The organism is Sphingobacterium sp. LZ11T8 (genome assembly GCF_024261425.1).
GTDB lineage: Bacteria > Bacteroidota > Bacteroidia > Sphingobacteriales > Sphingobacteriaceae > Sphingobacterium.
This window is the reverse complement of record NZ_JANBZY010000010.1, coordinates 41,496-60,529: the sequence shown is the minus strand read 5'-3', so window position 1 is coordinate 60,529 and position 19,034 is coordinate 41,496. Positions and strand designations below refer to the sequence as shown.

19 protein-coding genes are annotated in these 19,034 nt (G+C 39.1%); 3 read left to right on the top strand and 16 right to left on the bottom strand.

The features are described 5' to 3' along the window. Positions 1-50 precede the first annotated feature (50 nt). The 5 genes from rny to NLF99_RS18230 all read right to left on the bottom strand — a co-directional run bounded on the left by rny (position 51) and on the right by NLF99_RS18230 (position 6,316). The gene (gene rny / locus NLF99_RS18250) at positions 51-1,610 is read right to left on the bottom strand and encodes a ribonuclease Y (RefSeq protein ID WP_254529971.1); all 1,560 of its coding nucleotides are present in this window, start codon (positions 1,608-1,610) and stop codon (positions 51-53) included. A 270-nt stretch (positions 1,611-1,880) separates the two neighbouring features. After that, positions 1,881-2,171 carry a cell division protein ZapA gene (locus NLF99_RS18245; protein WP_185211888.1) on the bottom strand — a complete coding sequence of 97 codons (291 nt, stop codon included), beginning with the start codon at positions 2,169-2,171 and terminating at the stop codon, positions 1,881-1,883. A 49-nt stretch (positions 2,172-2,220) separates the two neighbouring features. Continuing rightward, positions 2,221-2,529, bottom strand: a complete 309-nt coding sequence (locus NLF99_RS18240) for a hypothetical protein (RefSeq protein ID WP_093095920.1) — start codon at positions 2,527-2,529, stop codon at positions 2,221-2,223. A gap of 27 nt (positions 2,530-2,556) precedes the next feature. Next, a complete protein-coding gene (gene pheT / locus NLF99_RS18235) occupies positions 2,557-4,950 on the bottom strand; it encodes a phenylalanine--tRNA ligase subunit beta (RefSeq protein WP_254529969.1) in 2,394 nt (797 codons plus the stop codon). Between the two features lie 178 nt (positions 4,951-5,128). Then, positions 5,129-6,316 carry an SAM-dependent methyltransferase gene (locus NLF99_RS18230; RefSeq protein ID WP_254529967.1) on the bottom strand — a complete coding sequence of 396 codons (1,188 nt, stop codon included), beginning with the start codon at positions 6,314-6,316 and terminating at the stop codon, positions 5,129-5,131. Between the two features lie 144 nt (positions 6,317-6,460). Here NLF99_RS18230 and NLF99_RS18225 point away from each other — a divergent pair, with 144 nt between their 5' ends. Then, entirely contained in the window at positions 6,461-7,249 is a 789-nt protein-coding gene (locus tag NLF99_RS18225) for a Cof-type HAD-IIB family hydrolase (RefSeq protein ID WP_185211884.1), read from the top strand. A 77-nt stretch (positions 7,250-7,326) separates the two neighbouring features. Continuing rightward, the gene (locus NLF99_RS18220; RefSeq protein ID WP_254529965.1) at positions 7,327-8,061 is read left to right on the top strand and encodes a DUF3575 domain-containing protein; all 735 of its coding nucleotides are present in this window, start codon (positions 7,327-7,329) and stop codon (positions 8,059-8,061) included. Between the two features lie 529 nt (positions 8,062-8,590). On the opposite strand, the gene trxB is transcribed toward NLF99_RS18220, so the two are convergent. From trxB to pyrE, 10 genes are all read right to left on the bottom strand, one after another. Further along, a complete protein-coding gene (gene trxB, locus NLF99_RS18215; protein ID WP_185212099.1) occupies positions 8,591-9,559 on the bottom strand; it encodes a thioredoxin-disulfide reductase in 969 nt (322 codons plus the stop codon). Positions 9,560-9,578: 19 nt separating this feature from the next. Beyond that, positions 9,579-10,523, bottom strand: a complete 945-nt coding sequence (locus tag NLF99_RS18210) for a 3'-5' exonuclease (protein WP_254529963.1) — start codon at positions 10,521-10,523, stop codon at positions 9,579-9,581. A 104-nt stretch (positions 10,524-10,627) separates the two neighbouring features. Beyond that, positions 10,628-11,662, bottom strand: a complete 1,035-nt coding sequence (locus NLF99_RS18205) for a cytochrome-c peroxidase (protein WP_254529961.1) — start codon at positions 11,660-11,662, stop codon at positions 10,628-10,630. 58 nt (positions 11,663-11,720) lie between these two features. Beyond that, positions 11,721-12,587 carry an MbnP family protein gene (locus NLF99_RS18200; RefSeq protein ID WP_185211880.1) on the bottom strand — a complete coding sequence of 289 codons (867 nt, stop codon included), beginning with the start codon at positions 12,585-12,587 and terminating at the stop codon, positions 11,721-11,723. Positions 12,588-12,653: 66 nt separating this feature from the next. Next, positions 12,654-13,031: a hypothetical protein gene (locus NLF99_RS18195; RefSeq protein ID WP_254529959.1), complete on the bottom strand. Its 378-nt coding sequence runs from the start codon at positions 13,029-13,031 to the stop codon at positions 12,654-12,656. Position 13,032: 1 nt separating this feature from the next. Continuing rightward, positions 13,033-15,024 (bottom strand): TonB-dependent receptor, encoded by a 1,992-nt coding sequence (locus NLF99_RS18190; RefSeq protein ID WP_254529957.1) that lies wholly within the window; start codon positions 15,022-15,024, stop codon positions 13,033-13,035. 5 nt (positions 15,025-15,029) lie between these two features. Further along, complete coding sequence (locus NLF99_RS18185; RefSeq protein ID WP_254529955.1) at positions 15,030-15,953, bottom strand: hypothetical protein; 924 nt, start codon at positions 15,951-15,953, stop codon at positions 15,030-15,032. A 146-nt stretch (positions 15,954-16,099) separates the two neighbouring features. Beyond that, complete coding sequence (locus tag NLF99_RS18180) at positions 16,100-16,402, bottom strand: hypothetical protein (RefSeq protein ID WP_185217850.1); 303 nt, start codon at positions 16,400-16,402, stop codon at positions 16,100-16,102. 269 nt (positions 16,403-16,671) lie between these two features. After that, positions 16,672-17,070 (bottom strand): SRPBCC family protein, encoded by a 399-nt coding sequence (locus tag NLF99_RS18175; protein WP_185217849.1) that lies wholly within the window; start codon positions 17,068-17,070, stop codon positions 16,672-16,674. Between the two features lie 3 nt (positions 17,071-17,073). After that, entirely contained in the window at positions 17,074-17,721 is a 648-nt protein-coding gene (gene pyrE, locus NLF99_RS18170) for an orotate phosphoribosyltransferase (RefSeq protein WP_185211873.1), read from the bottom strand. 22 nt (positions 17,722-17,743) lie between these two features. Between pyrE and NLF99_RS18165 the strand changes: the two genes are divergently transcribed. Further along, positions 17,744-18,331 carry an NUDIX hydrolase gene (locus tag NLF99_RS18165; protein WP_237235561.1) on the top strand — a complete coding sequence of 196 codons (588 nt, stop codon included), beginning with the start codon at positions 17,744-17,746 and terminating at the stop codon, positions 18,329-18,331. A 49-nt stretch (positions 18,332-18,380) separates the two neighbouring features. Here the strand turns inward: NLF99_RS18165 and NLF99_RS18160 are convergent, their stop codons facing one another. Then, on the bottom strand, positions 18,381-19,025 hold the full coding sequence (locus NLF99_RS18160) for a gluconate 2-dehydrogenase subunit 3 family protein (protein WP_185211871.1): 645 nt from the start codon (positions 19,023-19,025) through the stop codon (positions 18,381-18,383). Between the last annotated feature and the right edge of the window lie 9 nt (positions 19,026-19,034).

Genomic DNA, 19,034 nt, shown 5'->3' with positions numbered 1-19,034 from the left:
AAGAAAAAGCCCATCAAATGACGGGCTTTCCTATAAATTCTAATTGAATGTTATTTTGCATAAGAAACCGATCTGGTCTCTCTAATGACTGTTACTTTGATCTGACCTGGATAAGTCATCTCTGTCTGGATACGGTTTGAAATATCTGCTGCCAAGATCTCAGCTTGCGCATCAGATACTTTCTCGCTTTCAACCACAACACGCAGTTCACGTCCTGCTTGGATAGCAAATGTTTTCTCCACACCTGGATATGACAAAGCTAGGTCTTCTAGTTCCTTCAAACGTTTGATGTAGCTTTCTACGACCTCACGTCTAGCTCCTGGACGGGCACCTGAAATTGCATCACATGCCTGAACGATCGGAGATATCATCGAAGTCATCTCGATCTCGTCGTGGTGAGCACCAATCGCATTGCATACATCTGGATGTTCCTTATATTTCTCGGCCAATTGCATCCCCAAGATCGCGTGAGGCAATTCTGGGTTATCATCGGGCACCTTCCCAATATCGTGCAGCAATCCAGCTCGCTTCGCATGTTTCACATTAAGTCCCAATTCCGCCGCCATCGTAGCCGCAAAATTCGCAACCTCACGTGAGTGCTGTAATAGGTTTTGACCATATGAAGAACGATATCTCATTCTTCCCACCATCCTGATCAGTTCAGGGTGTAGACCATGAATACCTAAATCAATGACGGTACGTTCACCGATTTCAACGATTTCATCTTCAATCTGCGTACGGGTCTTTGCAACAACCTCCTCGATACGTGCTGGGTGGATACGACCATCCGTAACCAATCTATGTAATGATAAACGGGCAATTTCACGACGTACAGGATCAAAGCCAGAAAGGATAATCGCTTCTGGGGTATCATCTACGATAATCTCTACACCCGTTGCAGCCTCAAGTGCTCTAATATTACGACCTTCACGTCCAATGATACGACCTTTGATCTCATCATTTTCAATGTTAAAGATAGATACCGTATTTTCAATGGCAGATTCAGTAGCTGTACGTTGTATAGTTTGGATAACTACTTTCTTGGCCTCTTTCGAAGCTGTTAATTTCGCTTCATCAACGATGTCCTTGATCTGCATGATCGCTTGAGAACGAGCTTCTTCACGCAATGAATTCACTAACTGTTCTTTAGCTTCCTCAGCAGACAGTCCAGCCATACTCTCCAATTGCTTGATATGTTGGCCTTTTAGCTGCTCTACCTCTTCCTTTTTCTTGTCATTGAACTCAATCATTTGATCCAATTTCTTGGTTTTGTTATCCAAATCCTGTTTTTCACGATTTAGATTCTCCAATTTTTGATTTAATGACTGTTCTTTCTGACGAATGGTATTCTCTTTTTGGGAGATGGTATTATTCTTTTGGTTGACTTCTTTTTCATGCTCAGCCTTCAATTGCAAAAACTTCTCTTTTGCTTCTAGCTGACGCTGCTTTTTTATATGATCCGCTTGTTGCTCTGCATCCCTTACTATTTGGGCAGCCTTATCATTCGCTGATTGCTCCTGCTTCTTGAACAACATCTGCAAAAGATATCGTCCAATAAAAACACCGACAACCAGTGAAATTATTATTGATATAGTAGTTGATAACTCCATTTGTTATTATTTATAATTTAATATGTTAATGTAATAGCATTTAATTTCCAAAAAAAAACCGCAATTAAATAAATCAGGTACCATGTATTATTAAACTTCGATTACACATGATTTGAGCGTATGATCATGACCTAGATGGCTTTCGCAAAATGGCCTACATCTTTAAAATTGCTCGTGATATTGAAGCGTTAAGTTTAAAATAGTGACAACCCGAATTTAATTGCGGCAAATTCGTCGTTACAAGCTCTAAATTCTAAGAACGTAAACGTTTTATTTTTTGAAGAAATCTGTCAGAATATTGTCCAGTTCATGAATGGAATGCTCCAGACCAGAATCCTGGTTCTGACTATTCCGCTCAGCCTTGATCATCCCCGTGGCATATTGCAATACACACATCGACAACAAGTCTTGCTTATCACGAACCGCATAGTTATCCTGCAGTTCTTTAATTTTCTCGTTTATTAGCTTCGCGGCATATCGAATCACCTCTTCCTCCTCCGTCTCAACACGTAAAGGATATACTCGGTCTGCTATATTTATTTTTATGGAAATCTCTCCCATTTTCTTTGAGCTTAATAACGTAATAAGTCTATTCTCCTACTCCCTTTTCCTACTTCAATAGACTTATACATTTGTCTATTTCTCGCACAAAATCGTTAATTTTTCGTTTTGTGTCAAGTACTTTTTCATTTATAGCGTCTTTATCGATCTCCGAATTGTCTAATGTTTTAGCAACCGCCAAGGCTTTCACCTTGTCTTCCAGCTGCTTAACTTTATCCGAACTCGTATCAAATGCAACTTGCAATGATTGAACTTCTAACTTTAACAAGTCATTCTCCTCTTGCAAGGCTTCACACAATTGAATAAGATTTTTCGTTTTCTCAACGATAATATTCATTTGGGAAGATAATGACGCCATAGTATTTCGCAATTAATGTATAAATTTTTAGCGCACTGATGCGCCTACTTCTTTCTCAAAGTTAATAATTAATTTTTGAATAATTGCATCAATTTGTTTGTCTGTAAGTGTTTTTTCTTCGTCCTGAAGCGTAAAACTCAAGGCATATGACTTCTTACCCTCCGGCAATTTATCACCCTTATAGACATCAAATATCTGAACATCCTTCAATAACTTTCTCTCTGTCTTTGTGGCAATTAAACGCAATTGCTCAAAGGTCACCTGATCATCCAGCAACAACGCTAAATCGCGTCTTACGGATGGGAATTTTGAAACTTCCTTGTACGTGATTTTATTTTTCTTGATCACTTTAATCATCAAGTCCCAATCAAATTGCGCAAAGAATACCGGTCCATCAACATCTGTTTTCTTCAGGTTAGCTTTTGAAACCGCCCCAAAGGAAACCAAGACCTTCTCTCCTTTTCTATAGCTCAATCCATAATCAAAGTACGTCCCAACATAATCCTCAACGCGGATACCTTCTACTTTCAGTCTTTTGACGATATCGTCTACAACTGCTTTGATATCATAGAAACTTACGCCTTTGGCATTATTATTCCATTGCTCCGCTTCTTTCTTTCCTGAAATAGCGATAGAGAACAATTGCTTTTCTACGTAATTACCTTCAACTAAATTATACGACCTTCCGTATTCAAAGATCTTTAGGTCTGCATTCTTGCGTTTTTGATTGTATCCAATGGCAATCAAAGCAGAAAACAACAGGTTCTGACGCATCACGTCCAAATCGCTACTCAATGGATTTAACAGCTTCACAGCAGTCTCCTCATTTTCCAGGTAATCATCTTTGGTCAATGAATTCGCCAAGATCTCCCTATACCCATTAGCGATCAATAGATCTGCAATCTGGTTCAACACAACTTCCTTATCTGGTTTCTCCGAGGTATTTAAGGAAGCTTTGATCTGCGTCTTTAGTTCAATATTGTTGTATCCATAGATGCGCAATACTTCTTCAACCACATCAATCTCACGGATGACATCTACTTTATAAGCAGGTACCTTGACATCAAACCCCTCAGCAGTCTCATTTTCAAGCTCAATGCCTAAACTCACGATAATCTCTCTAATCGTTTCCGCGGGAATGTCTTTTCCGATGACACGTTGAATATTTTGATAGCTTACTGGAAACTCAAATGGTTTTATAGGATTTGGGTACAGGTCAACAATATTGGATGACACTTCCCCACCGGCAACTTCAGCAATCAGGATAGCCGCTTTTTTCAAAGCCTCTACAGTAATATCCGGATTGGTTCCACGCTCAAAACGGAATGATGAATCTGTTTTCAACGCGTGTCTTTTCGATGTTTTCCTAACCGTTACCGGGTTAAAGTATGCCGACTCTAGGAAAATCGAAGTCGTTCCTTCCGTAACTCCAGAATATTCACCACCGAAAACCCCAGCAATACACATCGGTTTCTCAGCATCTGCAATCACTAAATCCTCTGATGACAACTTACGCTCTATGCCATCCAAAGTCTTGAACAATTCACCTTCTTTCGCTTTCCTAACAATTACCTGATTTCCAGAAATCTTGTCCTGGTCAAATGCATGTAAAGGTTGTCCTAAATCATGAAGGATATAATTGGTTACATCGACGATATTGTTGATCGAGCGAACACCAATTGCACTTAATTTATTTCTTAACCATTCCGGAGACTCTCCAACTTTGATATTCTTGATATTTATCCCAGAATATCGAGGGGCATCTTCTACATCATCTACTTTTACCGCAGTTCCACTTGTTGACACCTCTTGAAACGAACCTAAATCCAGAGCTTTTACATTCGACCTGAAATAAGCCGCTAAATCTCTTGCCACACCTAAATGGGATGCCGCATCTGCACGGTTTGGTGTCAACCCGATTTCATAGCAATAATCATCCTCCATATTGAAGTATGATTTCACCAAACTGCCAATTTCGGCGTCAGAATCTAGCTCTACGATACCTGCATGTGAAGTACCCAAACCAATTTCATCCTCACCACAAAGCATCCCTTCGGATGCTTCGCCACGGATTTTGGACTTGGTAATTTTAAAAGGATCTCCTGATGTAGGGTGACAGGTTGTGCCAACCTGTGCTACTATAACTTTTAAACCAGTGCGTACGTTTGGCGCACCGCACACGATATTCAATAACTCAGGTTTACCTACGTTTACTGTTGTTACTTTTAGTTTATCAGCGTTTGGATGTTGCTCACAAGTAATCACTTCTCCAACAACCAACCCTTCCAATCCTCCAGGAATACTCTGTTCAACCTCCAAGGACTCTACTTCTAAACCAATATCTGTCAAGATTAAGGAAAGCTCCTGTGGGGTTTTATCTATATCAATAAAATTCTTTAACCAATTATAAGAAATTCTCATCGCTACAATTTTTCAAGACACAAAGATAGAACTTTGTGACCTAAATGCACAGGTTTTTTGGACTATTATCCGGAATTACCTTATTCCAAATGAACAACTGGTTTGTTGATACATAAACGATAAATAAAAAGCCTGTCTATTATCTAAATAAATATATTAACTAAACTAATGTAAAAACTTATATATCAAGGCCACACAAACGTTCCAAGTGCTGGTAATTGATTCCAAAATAAGCTTTCAGACTTTTGATCTTTTCTAAGATTTCAACCTGCTTCTTAGGCTCTATCTTTCGCTTAGAGCCGACCAACATGACATTTTTTGGTGTATGCTGATCCGAAATAAACTGCATGACTCGCATTTCATAACCATAATACTCCAAGATCAAGGCACGTATGCTATCCGTTAGCATCTCTGCATGCCTTTCTAAAAAAATACCATATTGGGTCATAAAATCCAGGTCATTCTTAGCTTTCACCGCTTCCAATTCCCTCCTGACCTGCTTATGGCAACAAGGAGCCACCACAATAAGTTCAGCATCATTTTGGATGCCTTTGAATATGGCATCATCCGTAGCTGTATCACAGGCATGCAAGGCAATCAGTACATCTATTCCTTCAACTGTTTGATAATCTTCAATGCTTCCCTCCTCAAAACGCAGGGCATCAAATCCTGAATCTTGAGCAACCTGATTGCAGAAATCAACCAAATCCTTCCTGTATTCTATCCCCACTACTTCCACCTGTTTCCCCAGGCTATTTCTTAGGTAATCATAAAGTGCAAAGGTCAGATAACCTTTTCCTGCGCCCATATCCACTACTTTCAGCATTTCCTTAGAAGGAAGACCTGCTAAGGACGAACTCAATAATTCGATATAATGATTGATTTGCTTCCATTTATCCTGGGCATTCTTGAACACTTTTCCTTCCCCATCAGTAAGGTTTAACTGATGCAGATAGACCTTACTGGAATCCGCAATTTTTCGGTCCTTGATTTTATCATGAGACAAGGACTGCTCCTTTCTCTGCTCAACCTTTTCTTTTTGCAGGCGCCATTCTCCTTTTTTGTTCATCTGAAAAACCAGATTTTCACTGAGGTTCTGAACATTCACCTGTCTGAATCCTCTAAAGTCCACCAGCTTTTCCAGCTCTTTTATCGAATCTTCAATGGAATAATTCTTAGTGATATCTTTCGTTTGATAACGATAAACAAATGAAAGCATTAAGTCCTGTTTTATTAACACAGGCTTTATATAGATATTTTTTAAATTAGCCTCTTCACCTCGGTAATTTCCTAAAGAAATTTTTTGCAGTTCTTTTCTTAAAAGCATCCCTTCCAGCTCACCTAAAAAATCCATGAATATAGTCATACCATTATTATTTCAGTACAAAGATAATCATTGCCTACAAACAAATTCAGCTAGGATGGTCAAATCAATGTTTAATGGTTGCCCAAGCAGCTAAATCAACCTCCATTTCCTAGGCTAATTGGCCCAATTTACGTACCTTTGGGCATGCTAAATCCTAAAATTAAAGCCGTATTTTTTGATATTGATGGAACCTTATTGAGTTTCAAGACCCACAAAGTACCTGAATCAACCGTTGAAGCAATCAGATTACTTCAGACTCATGGCATCAAAACCATTCTTTCAACAGGGAGATCCATAAACAGTATTGATCATATCAAATTTTTGGATTTCGATGGATATATCACCTTTAATGGCGGTTATTGCCTTACCCATGATTTTGAAGTGCTATTCAAGCAGACCATTGCCAGTCAGGATATACAGTCCGTGATTGAGTATGCAAAGGAAAAACCCCTTAGTTTCTCCTTTATGTCTGAACAAGAGATTACCATTCATGATGTAACTCCTGAAATTGCCGGCATGTATGCCCACCTCAACCTACCGGTTCCAAAATTGGTCGACATGGAAAAGGTTGATATCCATAGTATTTTACAGACCAATATCTTCTTAGGGCCTGAGGAAGAAAAGCAGTTTATGGAAACCGTAATGCCGAATTCTCTTGCTTCGAGATGGACTCCGCTATTTGCCGATGTAAACCCAAAAGGCTTAAGTAAAAAGGTGGGGATTGACATATTCTGCAAGCATTTTGGTATTCCATTGGAAAACACAATGGCTTTCGGTGATGGTGGAAACGACATCAGCATGCTTAAACACGTTCAGCTAGGTGTCGCAATGGGGAATGCTAACCCAGAGGTAAAGGAAATCGCCAACTACGTCACAGATGATGTAGATAATGATGGAATCTGGAATGCGCTAAAATATTTTTCAGTTTTATAAAATACCAACTTTTAGGTATTGTGGCTTTCATTGTAGTTAAATATATTTGGACTATCAAAACCAAATGTTAACTCACAATGAAAAATAAAAATTCCCTTGGACTCGCGCTTCTGTCCATAACCTTCGCCCTATGCTTACTCCCATCCTTGACTTTAGCACAACAGAATACCGTAAAGTTCAATCTTTTACCCTTGGTTGGTAAAACTTTTGCTTTCGAATACGAACGCATGGTAGCTCCCAAAATGAGTGTTAATGCTAGTATTGGATTTAGAGGTAAATCATCCCTCCACTTCAAAAAAACTATTGAAGAATTGATCGAAGATGAAAACTTTACCAATGATGCTACTTTAGACCATTTTACTTTCTCTCCCGAATTCAGATTCTATACAAGCAAAAATGGAGATGGTGGAAGAGGATTTTACGTAGGTCCTTTCTTCAAATATGGAAAGTACAACATCACAACCAATTATCCTTATGAAACTGACCAAGGAACCACAGAAACAGTTCCTCTTAAAGGTGGAATCGGAACTTGGGGCTTCGGTTTCGTTATTGGGTCTCAATTTAAACTTGCAAAATCAGTATTCATGGATCTTCGAATCCTTGGACCACATTATGGCGGCGCTAGCGGAACTATATCAGGAAAAATGGACCTTTCTCCTCAAGAGCAGCAATACCTAAGAGAAGAGCTTGAAAACTTACAGAATGATGTTGTAGATATTGAAACCACAGTAGATGCTCAAGGCGCTTCCCTAAAAGCAAAAAGCCCCTGGGGAGGTATCCGCGCTGGTATCTCTATCGGATATAGATTTTAATATAGACAACAGACATAAGACACAAGACCTTATTTATCCATAAAAAAGAATAGAAATATTTATGGAAATGATGGAGTATTGTGTTTTTCCGAGACTCTTCCTGCGTCAAGATTTAATCAGAATTGATATTATTTTTGGTTTGCATGGAGCGGGCGTATGCAATACGCCCCTTCTATATTGGGGACTTTCCAGCGACTTGTTGATAATAATCTTGGTACATCCTCTCATCCATTCAATCCTGGCTCTTTCCCCAAATCTTGGCACATCCTCTCATCCATTCAATCCTGGTTCTTTCCCCAAAATCTTGGTACATCCTCTCATCCATTTAATCCTGGTTCTTCCCCAAATCTTGGTACATCCTCTCATCCATTTAATCCTGGTTCAAACATCAAAAAGAGCCTCTCTAAAAATTAGAAAGGCTCTTCATTATTAAATATTTCAAAACACCAATTAAAAAAATCTAATAGACTCCCTTACAATCGGCGAAATAAAAGATCTGTTGTCTAATGTCTAATGTCTTTTGTCTATATTAAGAAAGCACCACGTCTTCCTTAGCCATTAAATAGCGCTCTGCTTCTAATGCAGACATACAACCAGTTCCTGCAGCTGTGATCGCTTGACGGAAAACATGGTCTTGAACATCTCCACAAGCAAAAACACCAGGGATATTGGTAGCCGTACTATCGGCTTTGGTTATCAAATAACCAGTTTCATCCATATCTAAGATCCCTTTGAACAACTCTGTATTTGGCTTATGACCGATAGCGACAAAGAATCCCGTAACATCTAGGTCTTGGAGATTTTTGCTTTCGTTATTGATCACTCGTACTCCGGTTACCACTTGACCATCTCCTAAAATCTCTACTGCTTCCGTATTATAAAGAACTTCAATGTTTGGCGTATTGTTCACACGATGAACCATAGCTTTAGAAGCGCGGAATTCATCACGACGAACCAACATATAAACCTTTCTACAAAGCTTAGCTAAGTAAGTTGCTTCTTCAGCGGCCGTATCTCCAGCTCCTACAATGGCAACATCTTGACCTTTGTAGAAAAATCCATCACATACAGCACAAGCCGAAACACCAAATCCGTTATATTTTTCTTCCGAATCCAATCCTAACCATTTCGCAGTTGCACCTGTAGCGATAATAACAGTTTCAGCCTCAACGGTCTTAACCCCATCAATCTCTACCTTATGGATTCCACCATCCGTTGAAAAATCAACCTTCGTAGCATATCCAAAACGTACATCTGTTCCAAAACGCTCAGCTTGAGCACGTAAATCCTCCATCATTACCGGACCAGTGATTCCCTGTGGGTAACCCGGAAAATTATCAACTTCTGTAGTCTGGGTCAATTGTCCTCCCGGAACCATACCCGTATAAATAACAGGTTTTAAATCAGCACGTGCAGCGTAAATGGCAGCAGTGTATCCAGCAGGTCCTGATCCTATAATTAAACAGGAAATACGTTCAATCTCTTGTTCTTTATTCATCATAATATTGAATGGTTCTTTATTTTTTAAATTTATCTTGCAAACCCTTTAACATATCATTGGTAATGGGTTTACTTGGCTCTGGTTTCCTTTCCGGTTTTTTAAAATCCTTACTTGGACTTGTTGCTTGGACCGGGTTGTTTACCCTTGCCTCTCTTTTCTTGTTTTTATGCTCGTTCCAAATCCCTTCCAATACCTTCTTGGTATACAATGGGAAATCTCCATTTTGCATCCAAGCATAATAGCTCGGTTCAACATCAAAAACCTCAACAACTTTTTTCCCTTTGTGTTTTCCAAAGTTAATGCTTGCATCACCATCCGCATCATAGACCAAACGTCCGGCAAAATCCACCGGTTTGCTCAGGTTGGTAAATGAATGCAAAGCTTCAACGTCATTGACTACAGGTACAGAAACAACCCCATGCTTATCCTCATATTCTACATTTTCATATTTGGACAACTGTGCTTTCAAGACTTCATAGGTTGCTCTTACATCGGCCTCAGCAGTATGGGCATTATCTAGGCTTTCATTGCAATAAAACTTATAAGCCGCCTTTAGCGTTCTCTGTTCCATCTGGTGAAAAATGTTCTGTACATCGACAAAGGACCTTCCCTCTAAAGAGAAGTCAACCCCTGCGCGTAAAAACTCTTCCATTAACATTGGAACATCAAACTTGTTTGAATTGTATCCTGCTAAATCCGCATCTCCGATAAAATCAGCAACTTCTTTCGCCCTCGCTTGGAAATTCGGCAAATCCTTTACGTCTTCATCATAAATCCCATGAAACATAGAAGACTCAGCCGGAATCGGAATCTCAGGGTTCACCTTCATTGTCAACGTATCTTCTTTTCCACCTGGACTGACCTTCAATATGGAAAGCTCTACAATTCTATCACTTGACACTTGGACACCCGTAGTTTCCAAATCAAAAAATGCCAACGGGCGCTTTAAGTTTAACTCCATTTTCTATTTAATGTTATGCTCATGCAAATATGACAAAAATACAAAATCTATTGCTCACAATAGACCAATTAAACCAACAATAAGTGTTTTGAATGTAAAATCAATTATTTTCGAGCAACAAAAGAATGATCGCTCAATGTTTTCAGGAAAGCGATGATGTCGGCTTTCTCTTCTTCACTCATAGGTAACCTATTCCCATTTGCCTTAAAAATAGGATCTAAATTCTCTGCATACAAAACACCTTGATCCATATAATCTAATACGTCTTTTAACGTCTTAAATTGCCCAAAGCTCCCATAAGGCGCAGTAAATTCAATATTTCTCAACGAAGGGACCCGATAGCTCATCCAATCTTTTGGATCTCCCGTTACTCGTGCCCGTCCCGCCTCTTCTGTATCAGGGTTAATCGGGAAACCAATATTCCGAAAGCTCTGATCGGTAAACAGCCCTGTTCCATGGCAACTTTTACATTTCGCCTCAAACACTTTTAACCCTTTTTCCTCCGACTCGGTAAATTGCTCCCTACCTTGATGGACAACCCTATCGTATTTACTATTTGCACTGATCAATGTATATTCAAATTGAACTATGCTTCTATAAATTCGGTCAGCAGTGATTTGTTCATCGCCAAATGCCTTCCTGAACATCTCTTTATAGGTAGGATCATCCCGAAGTTTAGCAATGACTTCCATGATCGATGAATTCATCTCTTCATGGGTAATGATAGGCACCAAAGGCTGTTTCTCTAGTTGAAGGATATTACCATCCCAATTATAATGCCTCATAAAGGCCATGTTTTGGACAGCAGGCGTATTTCTTAGCCCAACTCGATTGTATACCCCTATAGATTTAGGATTCTCATCCGCAAATGCCTTTTCAGGCTGATGGCAAGAAGCACAGGAAATCGTATTATTTCCGCTGAACCTTTTTTCATTGAAGAGCATCTTCCCAAGTTCCACTCCATATTTTGTAGGCTTATTCCCCTGAACCGAAGAATTCATCGCAGGAAAATCCAAAGGGATCTCCAAGGGTATTTCAGGATTGTCAAATGGAATTTCTTCAATTTCTTCCCTGTCTTGACAGGAACTCACAAATCCAAGCACAAGGAATAGAACGACTAACCATTTTATCTTTCTCATATGGAAAAAATAAAAGAAAGAGCCTTCCTTACTCTCGAATAAGAAAGGCTCTAATGTATTAATTTTCTACCTTGCTAATGGAGAACATACCTGAAAGGTCGCTACTTCCATTTCCACCTAAATTGTCAACGAATTTCACCATCTGCACAGCAGTATGGATATTCGGCGTAGCATTGTCACCCATTCCAGTACCTGTTGACAAGGTAATGGTATTGGTTTTTCCACTTAATAACTTATCAAAATCAGCATTGATGGTGATTTTTGGAGAGGTACGTCCTACAGTAGCTACTGAAGTCAGATTCAAAGAAATTTCTCTATAGGCATCTACTCCTTGGGTATAAGCTCCCTCTTTACCTTCAACTGTACTACCGGTATGGATAGACATCTTTTTATGGTCTGCTCCATAGAAACCTTCAAGTTTAGTAAAACGGTAGCCTGAACCCCACTCCCACATCATTTCGGTATCATTGGCACCTGCCGCTTTATAAAAGTTAGGGAACTTGGTTTCATCCAAGGTATTCAATTCCTGCTTTACACCCAGACCAAATTTGATCTGTTTGTACTCTCCTGAAGGGATATTGCTCAACACAAAATCTAAAGTCGTCGCTTTAGCTTGATTGATTACAGCAGCCCCTTTATCTAGATCATTAATGTTATATGGGATTTCCGTACCTTCTGCTTTGATCAAACGAATGTTACTGATTACATACTTGATTTCAGAGAACTGATGTACCTGTCCGGCAGCTGAAGTGTTTTGGCTTGCGGTACTGCTATTTGCATCACCAAGTACGATACTTTTCCCCTTAAAGGTATTATCAAAGTGTAAAGTAATATTATTGGCTACTGGATCAACATTATCCTTAGAACAGGACACGAACAAAGAAACAGCAAGTAAAGCAGCAATATATTTAATTGAATTTTTCATTAGATTAATTTCTTATTTATTTTTTAATTATTTGATTTTTAAAACATTAACTTATATTATATAAACTTAAACTATATCATAGATAGGCGGTGGTATAAAAATCTCCCTTAAGGGTTCCTTATAATAGACTTCTTGATAACCAGTGATTACTTCACTGCATTCCGAATCATAATCACTCAAAATAAATTCAAAATCTGTAGCAACGAGCATATCGACCCTAGGATAATTCTTGGGGGGTGCTGTTTCTGAATTTTCCTGATCTTCCAATTGTTTTTTCAAATGACAAAGTCCATGGCATTGCATCTCGGGCTTATTTTTGTTCTCGCAATAAGCCATTTCAATCTTTTCTTGGTTGAGCTTAAAGTGCATAACGATTATAGCCTGCTGAAAACCGACCAGCACAGACAATAACATCAATAAACCACTTATTACTCGAACCAACATCTTAGAAGCTTAATTTTATGGACGTAAAAATATTCCTTCCCATTCTTGGGATATTTCCCCAGTCTGCATAAGTGCTGTAATATTCATTGAATAGGTTTTCAGCTCCGACCTGAACCATGGCTGTATACTTCCCAAAGGTCAGGTTATAGTCTGCCGACACATTCCATACCTGATAGGCCGATGTGAGGTCTTCACCATACTCAGGGCTATAATTTCGCTGTTCCATGTCGCCATTTAGGGAGGTCTGAATTCCAAACTGCTTATACATGTAATGTATGGAAGTCTGATAGCTCAATGGCCTGATAAAAGGTAGGTTTCCGCCTCTTTCATCTGTTGCACGGGCATAGGTTACATTCCCTTTCCAATGCAGGTGTGGCAGGATATCATAATTAGCATTTAAACTGAAATTGAAAATCCTGGCATGATCTAAAGAGGTATATCCCTTTACTCCTACCGATTGGTAGTTCATCGGGCTCCCTAAGCTTAAGATCCTTCCTACGATATAGTTTTGAATGTAGAAATAGTTAACCTTTGCATCGATCCCCATTCTTTCTGTCTTGTAACCGGCACTCGCATTTCCTTCAAAGGATATTTCATTTTTCAGATCTGGATTACCGATATAATCGTAGCGATCAAAACTATTGTAGATATAATAACCATAACCTTCTGATACCGACGGCGCTCGCTGTCCATAACCTGTTCCCACAGAAAAATTAAACCTCTCAACGCTTAAGTCATAACTGGCATGTAAGCCTGGAAGGATCCTACTCTTTTCCTGAGGAGTACCTGGGTGAAAAATCCAGTTAAATTCCACATACTTGGAATGGTTATAGTTATAGCCCAATGATCCACCAAAATTTAATCTGCTATTTTCCGTAAAATCATAGGAATTGTTCATCGATACACTGGCAAATCTGCTAGTTACCCAAGGCCAACTGTAGGCAAACATGGTTTTCTTGCTACGATCCTGTGGATACATGGTCATTTCTGCAATCGATAGGTTCTGATAGGCATTCAATTGGATATCTGAACTGTACCGACCTTCTTTCATGTTCACACTAGACACCAGACCAAATGTATTGCTCCAGCCAGGCATATCCATATGAACAAGATTTTCCGGTCTTTTGGTATCGTCCATATAATGTTCGATGGCATTAAAATAGACTTTGGTATCCCAAACTTTAAATAGGCCCTCCTCAAACAATTGTTTATAGGCAACTGAAGTAATGATTGCCCTGGAAAGCCATAGGTCCATTGGTAAGGCAGGATAGCCTACATCATTGGCTTGGTCAAAGATTGCATCTACTCGGATGGATGAAAGATCACTGGTCTTATAGGCAAGTCCAAGTGAACTATTGAACTTCCGGTATTGCGAATGCTTGACCTCCTCATTATTCCCATCAAGATAATTGCCTGCTTTACGATAGGCAACACTTGCGTCCGCTACAAACTTATCGCTACTATAGGAAAGGTTGCCTAAGTTAAAGAATTGGTTATTGTTGAACTCAAAGCCACTTTGGTAAGAGCCTTTATAATATGAAACGCTATCAAATGCCGTACTTTTTCGCTTCAGATCAATGCTTCCAGAAACTGTGGCTCCATGCATGCTTCCTTCTTGACCAGATTTGATATCAATGGTTGACAGATTATTGCTCTCCACATAGTAAGTAATGGGATCCATTTTATCTGTACAGGCGCCAAAAATATGCATCCCGTCAATGGTAATGGTCGAACGTTCCGAGCTCATATTGTTCAGCATGGGCTCCCAAGCATAAGCTCCCCTCTTGATAAAACTGATCTTATCTGATGAGGCTAGGAATTCATCCACCGAAACAGCCATTTTCATTTCCGTCTCAATCTTCCGTTTCCGAACACCTTTTACTTTAACCTCTTCAATCTTTTGAACCGTATCTTGTTTATTCCTTAATGTATCCTGTGCTTGAGATTGTAGGGAAATAAGGATAAGCACAAGGATGGAAATGATTTTACGCATAGCTTTTAGAATAATATATCAATGAACAGTTCACTTTTTTTACCTTCCACACCCGGTGTAAAATCCTTTGGAACCTCAGTTCCCTTAAGTATTTTTCCGTTTTGGTTCATGAAAATGAAATTCAAGGTCCAATTTCCGGTCATGGTATAGTTTACTACGCCATGATAAAAACCGTCTTTCCCTTGAACTAAGTCCTTATTATTTGGCGAGGAATGGTTTCCCATGGAAGGTTCAGGCATCCTAGGATCCAATTTCAAGGTAAACCCTTTGACTTCAGAATAATTGAACAGACTTGGATCAGGAAACTCTGTCTTTGAGGGAGCCAAAGGATTATTGTACTTGTACACTGCTGCCAACAAGTTGTTTTCAGCTACTTTTGGAGACCGAGGCCCCAAGAGTGCAATAAAATATTGTTCATTGTCATTTCCGAAAAAGGAAACCATGTTCAGGTTTTTATTGGTCTGTTCTTTTACTGTAATCGGTTCCTTGATCAGCAATTCTTGCATTCCAACGTTCATCCTGATATACAGGTCCCATTTATTTTCATTACTGCTGAGCTCTGTAAATACAGCGAAGGCAGCATAGAACTTCTCCGCTGAATTATATGTCAATTGATAGCGATGAGGACATGACACTTGTTTACCCTCTATCCCTGTCATAATCGGTAAAAAGCCAAGCGATGCAGCATTGACCTCTGCATTGCTTTGTTTATTGAAAACTCTGATCCTAAGCTCATTATACCCTTTGGTCAAAGTACCATTCAAAGCCTCTACACTTACTTTATAGCCATTTTTTTCAAAGGAATAGGCTTCCTTAAATTCCAGTTTTTCAGGTTCTTCTGTGCCAATTTCAGCTTCATAATCTGTTTTTTCTTTTGTACAGGATATGAATAATAGGCACAGCGAAATAATCATTATTATTTTCTGCATTATTAAATAGGTATTGCTGTTTTAAAAATGAAATGAAGGGCAGTAAGAGGGAATTCAGAAAAATTGCACAAAGACCAACAAATGCATCATGCGCATGAGCATCCATTTTAATAAAATTCCATAAAGGGCTGTCCTACTGCTAAGGATTAAGCAATTGGGGGACGGAAAAGCGGATTGCTGAATTCAAATCTATACTCAGAGATGTAAATTGGAAGAGGCTTTTCAACAGGCTCTTCAACCGTAATAGGTTTGATCAACGTACTGAATTCTTTATGAACATAATGCGAACTATATTCATAGACCACGAAATTCTTTTTGGATTCTTTTTTCTCTTTGTCTCTGATCTTTTGCATCAACACACACTGACCATTACAATGTAAATCTGGGCGACTCTTGTTGATACAGTTGGCAATGTAGTCCGGAAGATGAATCTCATACTCCATAGTCATGATACTGCGATAAAAAGATTGCAGTGTCAAACTCACTAATAGGATATATGTAAAGAAGAGTTTCAAATCTGGACTATTGTCTTTAGCAAATATGTCCCAAATATAAGGAAAGATTCTATCATAATAATAAAATTGAGGTATTATTTTATAGTATTTGAACCTAATCTTGGCCCATCCTCTCATCCCATTCATCCTGGTTCAAAACCATCCCTACCAAAAAAAAGAGCAATTCTCATTGCTCTTCCCTATTTCATATCTTCAGGATATAACTATCCCAATACTGATTTCAATTTATCAACCTGAAAATCAACTAACTTCTGTAATGGACCAGAAGCCATCATTTTCATCATCATATTCAAACCTGCTTCGATCACGAATGTGGCACTGGTACTGTTATCGGAAGAAGGCTCCAATTTCCAACGTAATGTCAAAGGAAATGGTGCTTCTTCAATCGGCACACTTACCAATTCTTTGTTCTCTAATCTTTCACTGATACGTAGGGACAATTTAGCCATATTCTTGATGGTAAATCTTGCCTCATCGGCTGTTGAGCTCCAGTTAACGATGTTTTCTGGCATTAACTGCTCGTGATTGTTCATATCCGAAAGAAAATTATAAACCTCTGAAACGGGTTTATTGATTTCTACAGTGTTTTGAATAATAGTCATAGTTTATAATTCTGGGTTCCAGTTTGCTGGATCAATTTTCCATTTCTCCAAAAGTTCAATATCCGATTCCAAGATATAGCTGTTAGAAGCGGCAACATGAATTAGGGCATCGTAGTTACACAAACTGTGGAAAGTGCATTTTGCTTCTTCAAAGTTTTTGCGTGCAACTTCTAGTCCGTAAGTAAAGATTGAAACCAATCCCACAACGTTACAACCTGCATCACGCAATGCTTTTACGGCTTGCAAACTGCTTTTTCCGGTAGATACCAAATCCTCAATGACAACAACACGCTGACCACTGATAACTTCACCCTCAATCAGGTTCTGACGACCATGATCCTTTGCACTGCTGCGTACATATGAAAAAGGTAAGCCTAAATCTTGCGCAACTAATACTCCTTGAGGGATCCCTGCAGTCGCTACTCCCGATATCATATCAACTGAACCAAACTCCTCTTGAATCAATTGTGACAACTTTTGACGGATGTATGTTCGGATAGCTGGATGCGATAACGCAACGCGATTATCACAATAAATTGGTGACTTCCATCCAGACGCCCAAGTAAAAGGGTTTTTAGGTTGTAATTTTATTGCTTTAATTTGCAATAAGGATTCAGCAACTTTTTGTTCAACCTCATTTAAATAATTCATGGCACAAATTTATAAAATTTATATGAACCAATCTCTGTTAATTTTGGCAGATTTTACCCCTCATATTAAAGAAAACGTTCAAACAATTGGTTTACAAGACATTGATCTGGAAAAACTTTTCAACGACTCCGCTCACAGCACAGATAAATCTGTGTACCTATACATACACCCTAATATCAGAAAAGTTTTTAAAAAGATATTATCTACAACCCGTATCGTTAAAGCTGCCGGTGGATTAGTGACAAATGGTAATGGTGAATACCTATTCATACATCGCCTTGGAAAGTGGGACTTGCCTAAAGGTAAGGTCGAAGAAGGTGAAAAAATGAAAGATGCCGCCCTCAGGGAAGTCGAAGAAGAGTGCGGAATTGAAGTCGATTACCTAGGTAAAAAGGTGGCAACAACTTACCATACCTATTATATGCGCAATAAATTCGTACTGAAACAGACTAAATGGTACCAAATGGGTGTTAACAAAATCCCTAAACTGACACCTCAACTCGAAGAAGATATCGATCAGGCGGAATGGTTAAAATCCTCCGAACTGAAAAAGGTTAAGGAAAACACCTACCCTCTGATCTTGGAAATCGTGGAAACAATCAAAAAATAAACAGAAAGGGAGCTGAAATTCAGCTCCCTTTCCAATTTTTTTGATATTCCTATCCAAAAAACTTTTCTGGATCGAAACCGTATTGTTTCAAGACATCTGCAGGTACGCCATTCCAAACTCCTGGTTTGTTACCTACGTATCCTATGTCCTTCACGCCCATTTCACTGGTAAAGAATCCCGTTGAAGTCAGGTCACGCATCAAAGAAAAGAAGGCTACTCCTTGGGCCATTTCTGGTTTAGCTTTTTGCGGGTAGGCAATTTCATCAACCATCGCAATCTGCTGTTCCTTCTTACATTTTACAAATGCATTTCCATACGTTTTTTGACATTGTACATCAAGCCATTTCAAGCCTCCACGTAAAGGAGTTTGATAGCTCGGGATATCCTTGGACATAAACTCGATAAAGGCCGGTACACCAGCCTCTGAGGCACTACCTGAAACATCATCTTTTGGAATAATGATATCCGCCAATACCGTGATGGTCGCCATTTCATGATCCGTAAAGAACTTCTCAGCCATTAAGGCTTCTGTACGTTTATATTCAAATTCCTGAACCCCCGGTAATTTTTCCGAACTGCCAGTGGCAGCTTTTCCTGCTTGCCCCGAGCTTTTGTCATCTTTACAGGATGCGGCCAATACACCAGATCCTGCTGCAAGTAGCCCTAAGGCTTTAAGTGAATCTCTTCTATTCATCGCTTTTGG

What these genes read in the sequence shown, in the direction of transcription:
- NLF99_RS18190 (WP_254529957.1), bottom strand. Translation starts at nt 15,024, where the DNA reads ATGCGTAAAATCATTTCCATCCTTGTGCTTATCCTTATTTCCCTACAA.
- pheT (WP_254529969.1), bottom strand. Translation starts at nt 4,950, where the DNA reads ATGAGAATTTCTTATAATTGGTTAAAGAATTTTATTGATATAGATAAA.
- NLF99_RS18165 (WP_237235561.1), top strand. Translation starts at nt 17,744, where the DNA reads ATGAACCAATCTCTGTTAATTTTGGCAGATTTTACCCCTCATATTAAA.
- trxB (WP_185212099.1), bottom strand. Translation starts at nt 9,559, where the DNA reads ATGAATAAAGAACAAGAGATTGAACGTATTTCCTGTTTAATTATAGGA.
- rny (WP_254529971.1), bottom strand. Translation starts at nt 1,610, where the DNA reads ATGGAGTTATCAACTACTATATCAATAATAATTTCACTGGTTGTCGGT.
- NLF99_RS18225 (WP_185211884.1), top strand. Translation starts at nt 6,461, where the DNA reads ATGCTAAATCCTAAAATTAAAGCCGTATTTTTTGATATTGATGGAACC.
- NLF99_RS18180 (WP_185217850.1), bottom strand. Translation starts at nt 16,402, where the DNA reads ATGACTATGGAGTATGAGATTCATCTTCCGGACTACATTGCCAACTGT.
- NLF99_RS18245 (WP_185211888.1), bottom strand. Translation starts at nt 2,171, where the DNA reads ATGGGAGAGATTTCCATAAAAATAAATATAGCAGACCGAGTATATCCT.
- NLF99_RS18205 (WP_254529961.1), bottom strand. Translation starts at nt 11,662, where the DNA reads ATGAGAAAGATAAAATGGTTAGTCGTTCTATTCCTTGTGCTTGGATTT.
- NLF99_RS18220 (WP_254529965.1), top strand. Translation starts at nt 7,327, where the DNA reads ATGAAAAATAAAAATTCCCTTGGACTCGCGCTTCTGTCCATAACCTTC.
- pyrE (WP_185211873.1), bottom strand. Translation starts at nt 17,721, where the DNA reads ATGAATTATTTAAATGAGGTTGAACAAAAAGTTGCTGAATCCTTATTG.
- NLF99_RS18230 (WP_254529967.1), bottom strand. Translation starts at nt 6,316, where the DNA reads ATGACTATATTCATGGATTTTTTAGGTGAGCTGGAAGGGATGCTTTTA.
- NLF99_RS18160 (WP_185211871.1), bottom strand. Translation starts at nt 19,025, where the DNA reads ATGAATAGAAGAGATTCACTTAAAGCCTTAGGGCTACTTGCAGCAGGA.
- NLF99_RS18185 (WP_254529955.1), bottom strand. Translation starts at nt 15,953, where the DNA reads ATGCAGAAAATAATAATGATTATTTCGCTGTGCCTATTATTCATATCC.
- NLF99_RS18210 (WP_254529963.1), bottom strand. Translation starts at nt 10,523, where the DNA reads ATGGAGTTAAACTTAAAGCGCCCGTTGGCATTTTTTGATTTGGAAACT.
- NLF99_RS18200 (WP_185211880.1), bottom strand. Translation starts at nt 12,587, where the DNA reads ATGAAAAATTCAATTAAATATATTGCTGCTTTACTTGCTGTTTCTTTG.
- NLF99_RS18175 (WP_185217849.1), bottom strand. Translation starts at nt 17,070, where the DNA reads ATGACTATTATTCAAAACACTGTAGAAATCAATAAACCCGTTTCAGAG.
- NLF99_RS18240 (WP_093095920.1), bottom strand. Translation starts at nt 2,529, where the DNA reads ATGGCGTCATTATCTTCCCAAATGAATATTATCGTTGAGAAAACGAAA.
- NLF99_RS18195 (WP_254529959.1), bottom strand. Translation starts at nt 13,031, where the DNA reads ATGTTGGTTCGAGTAATAAGTGGTTTATTGATGTTATTGTCTGTGCTG.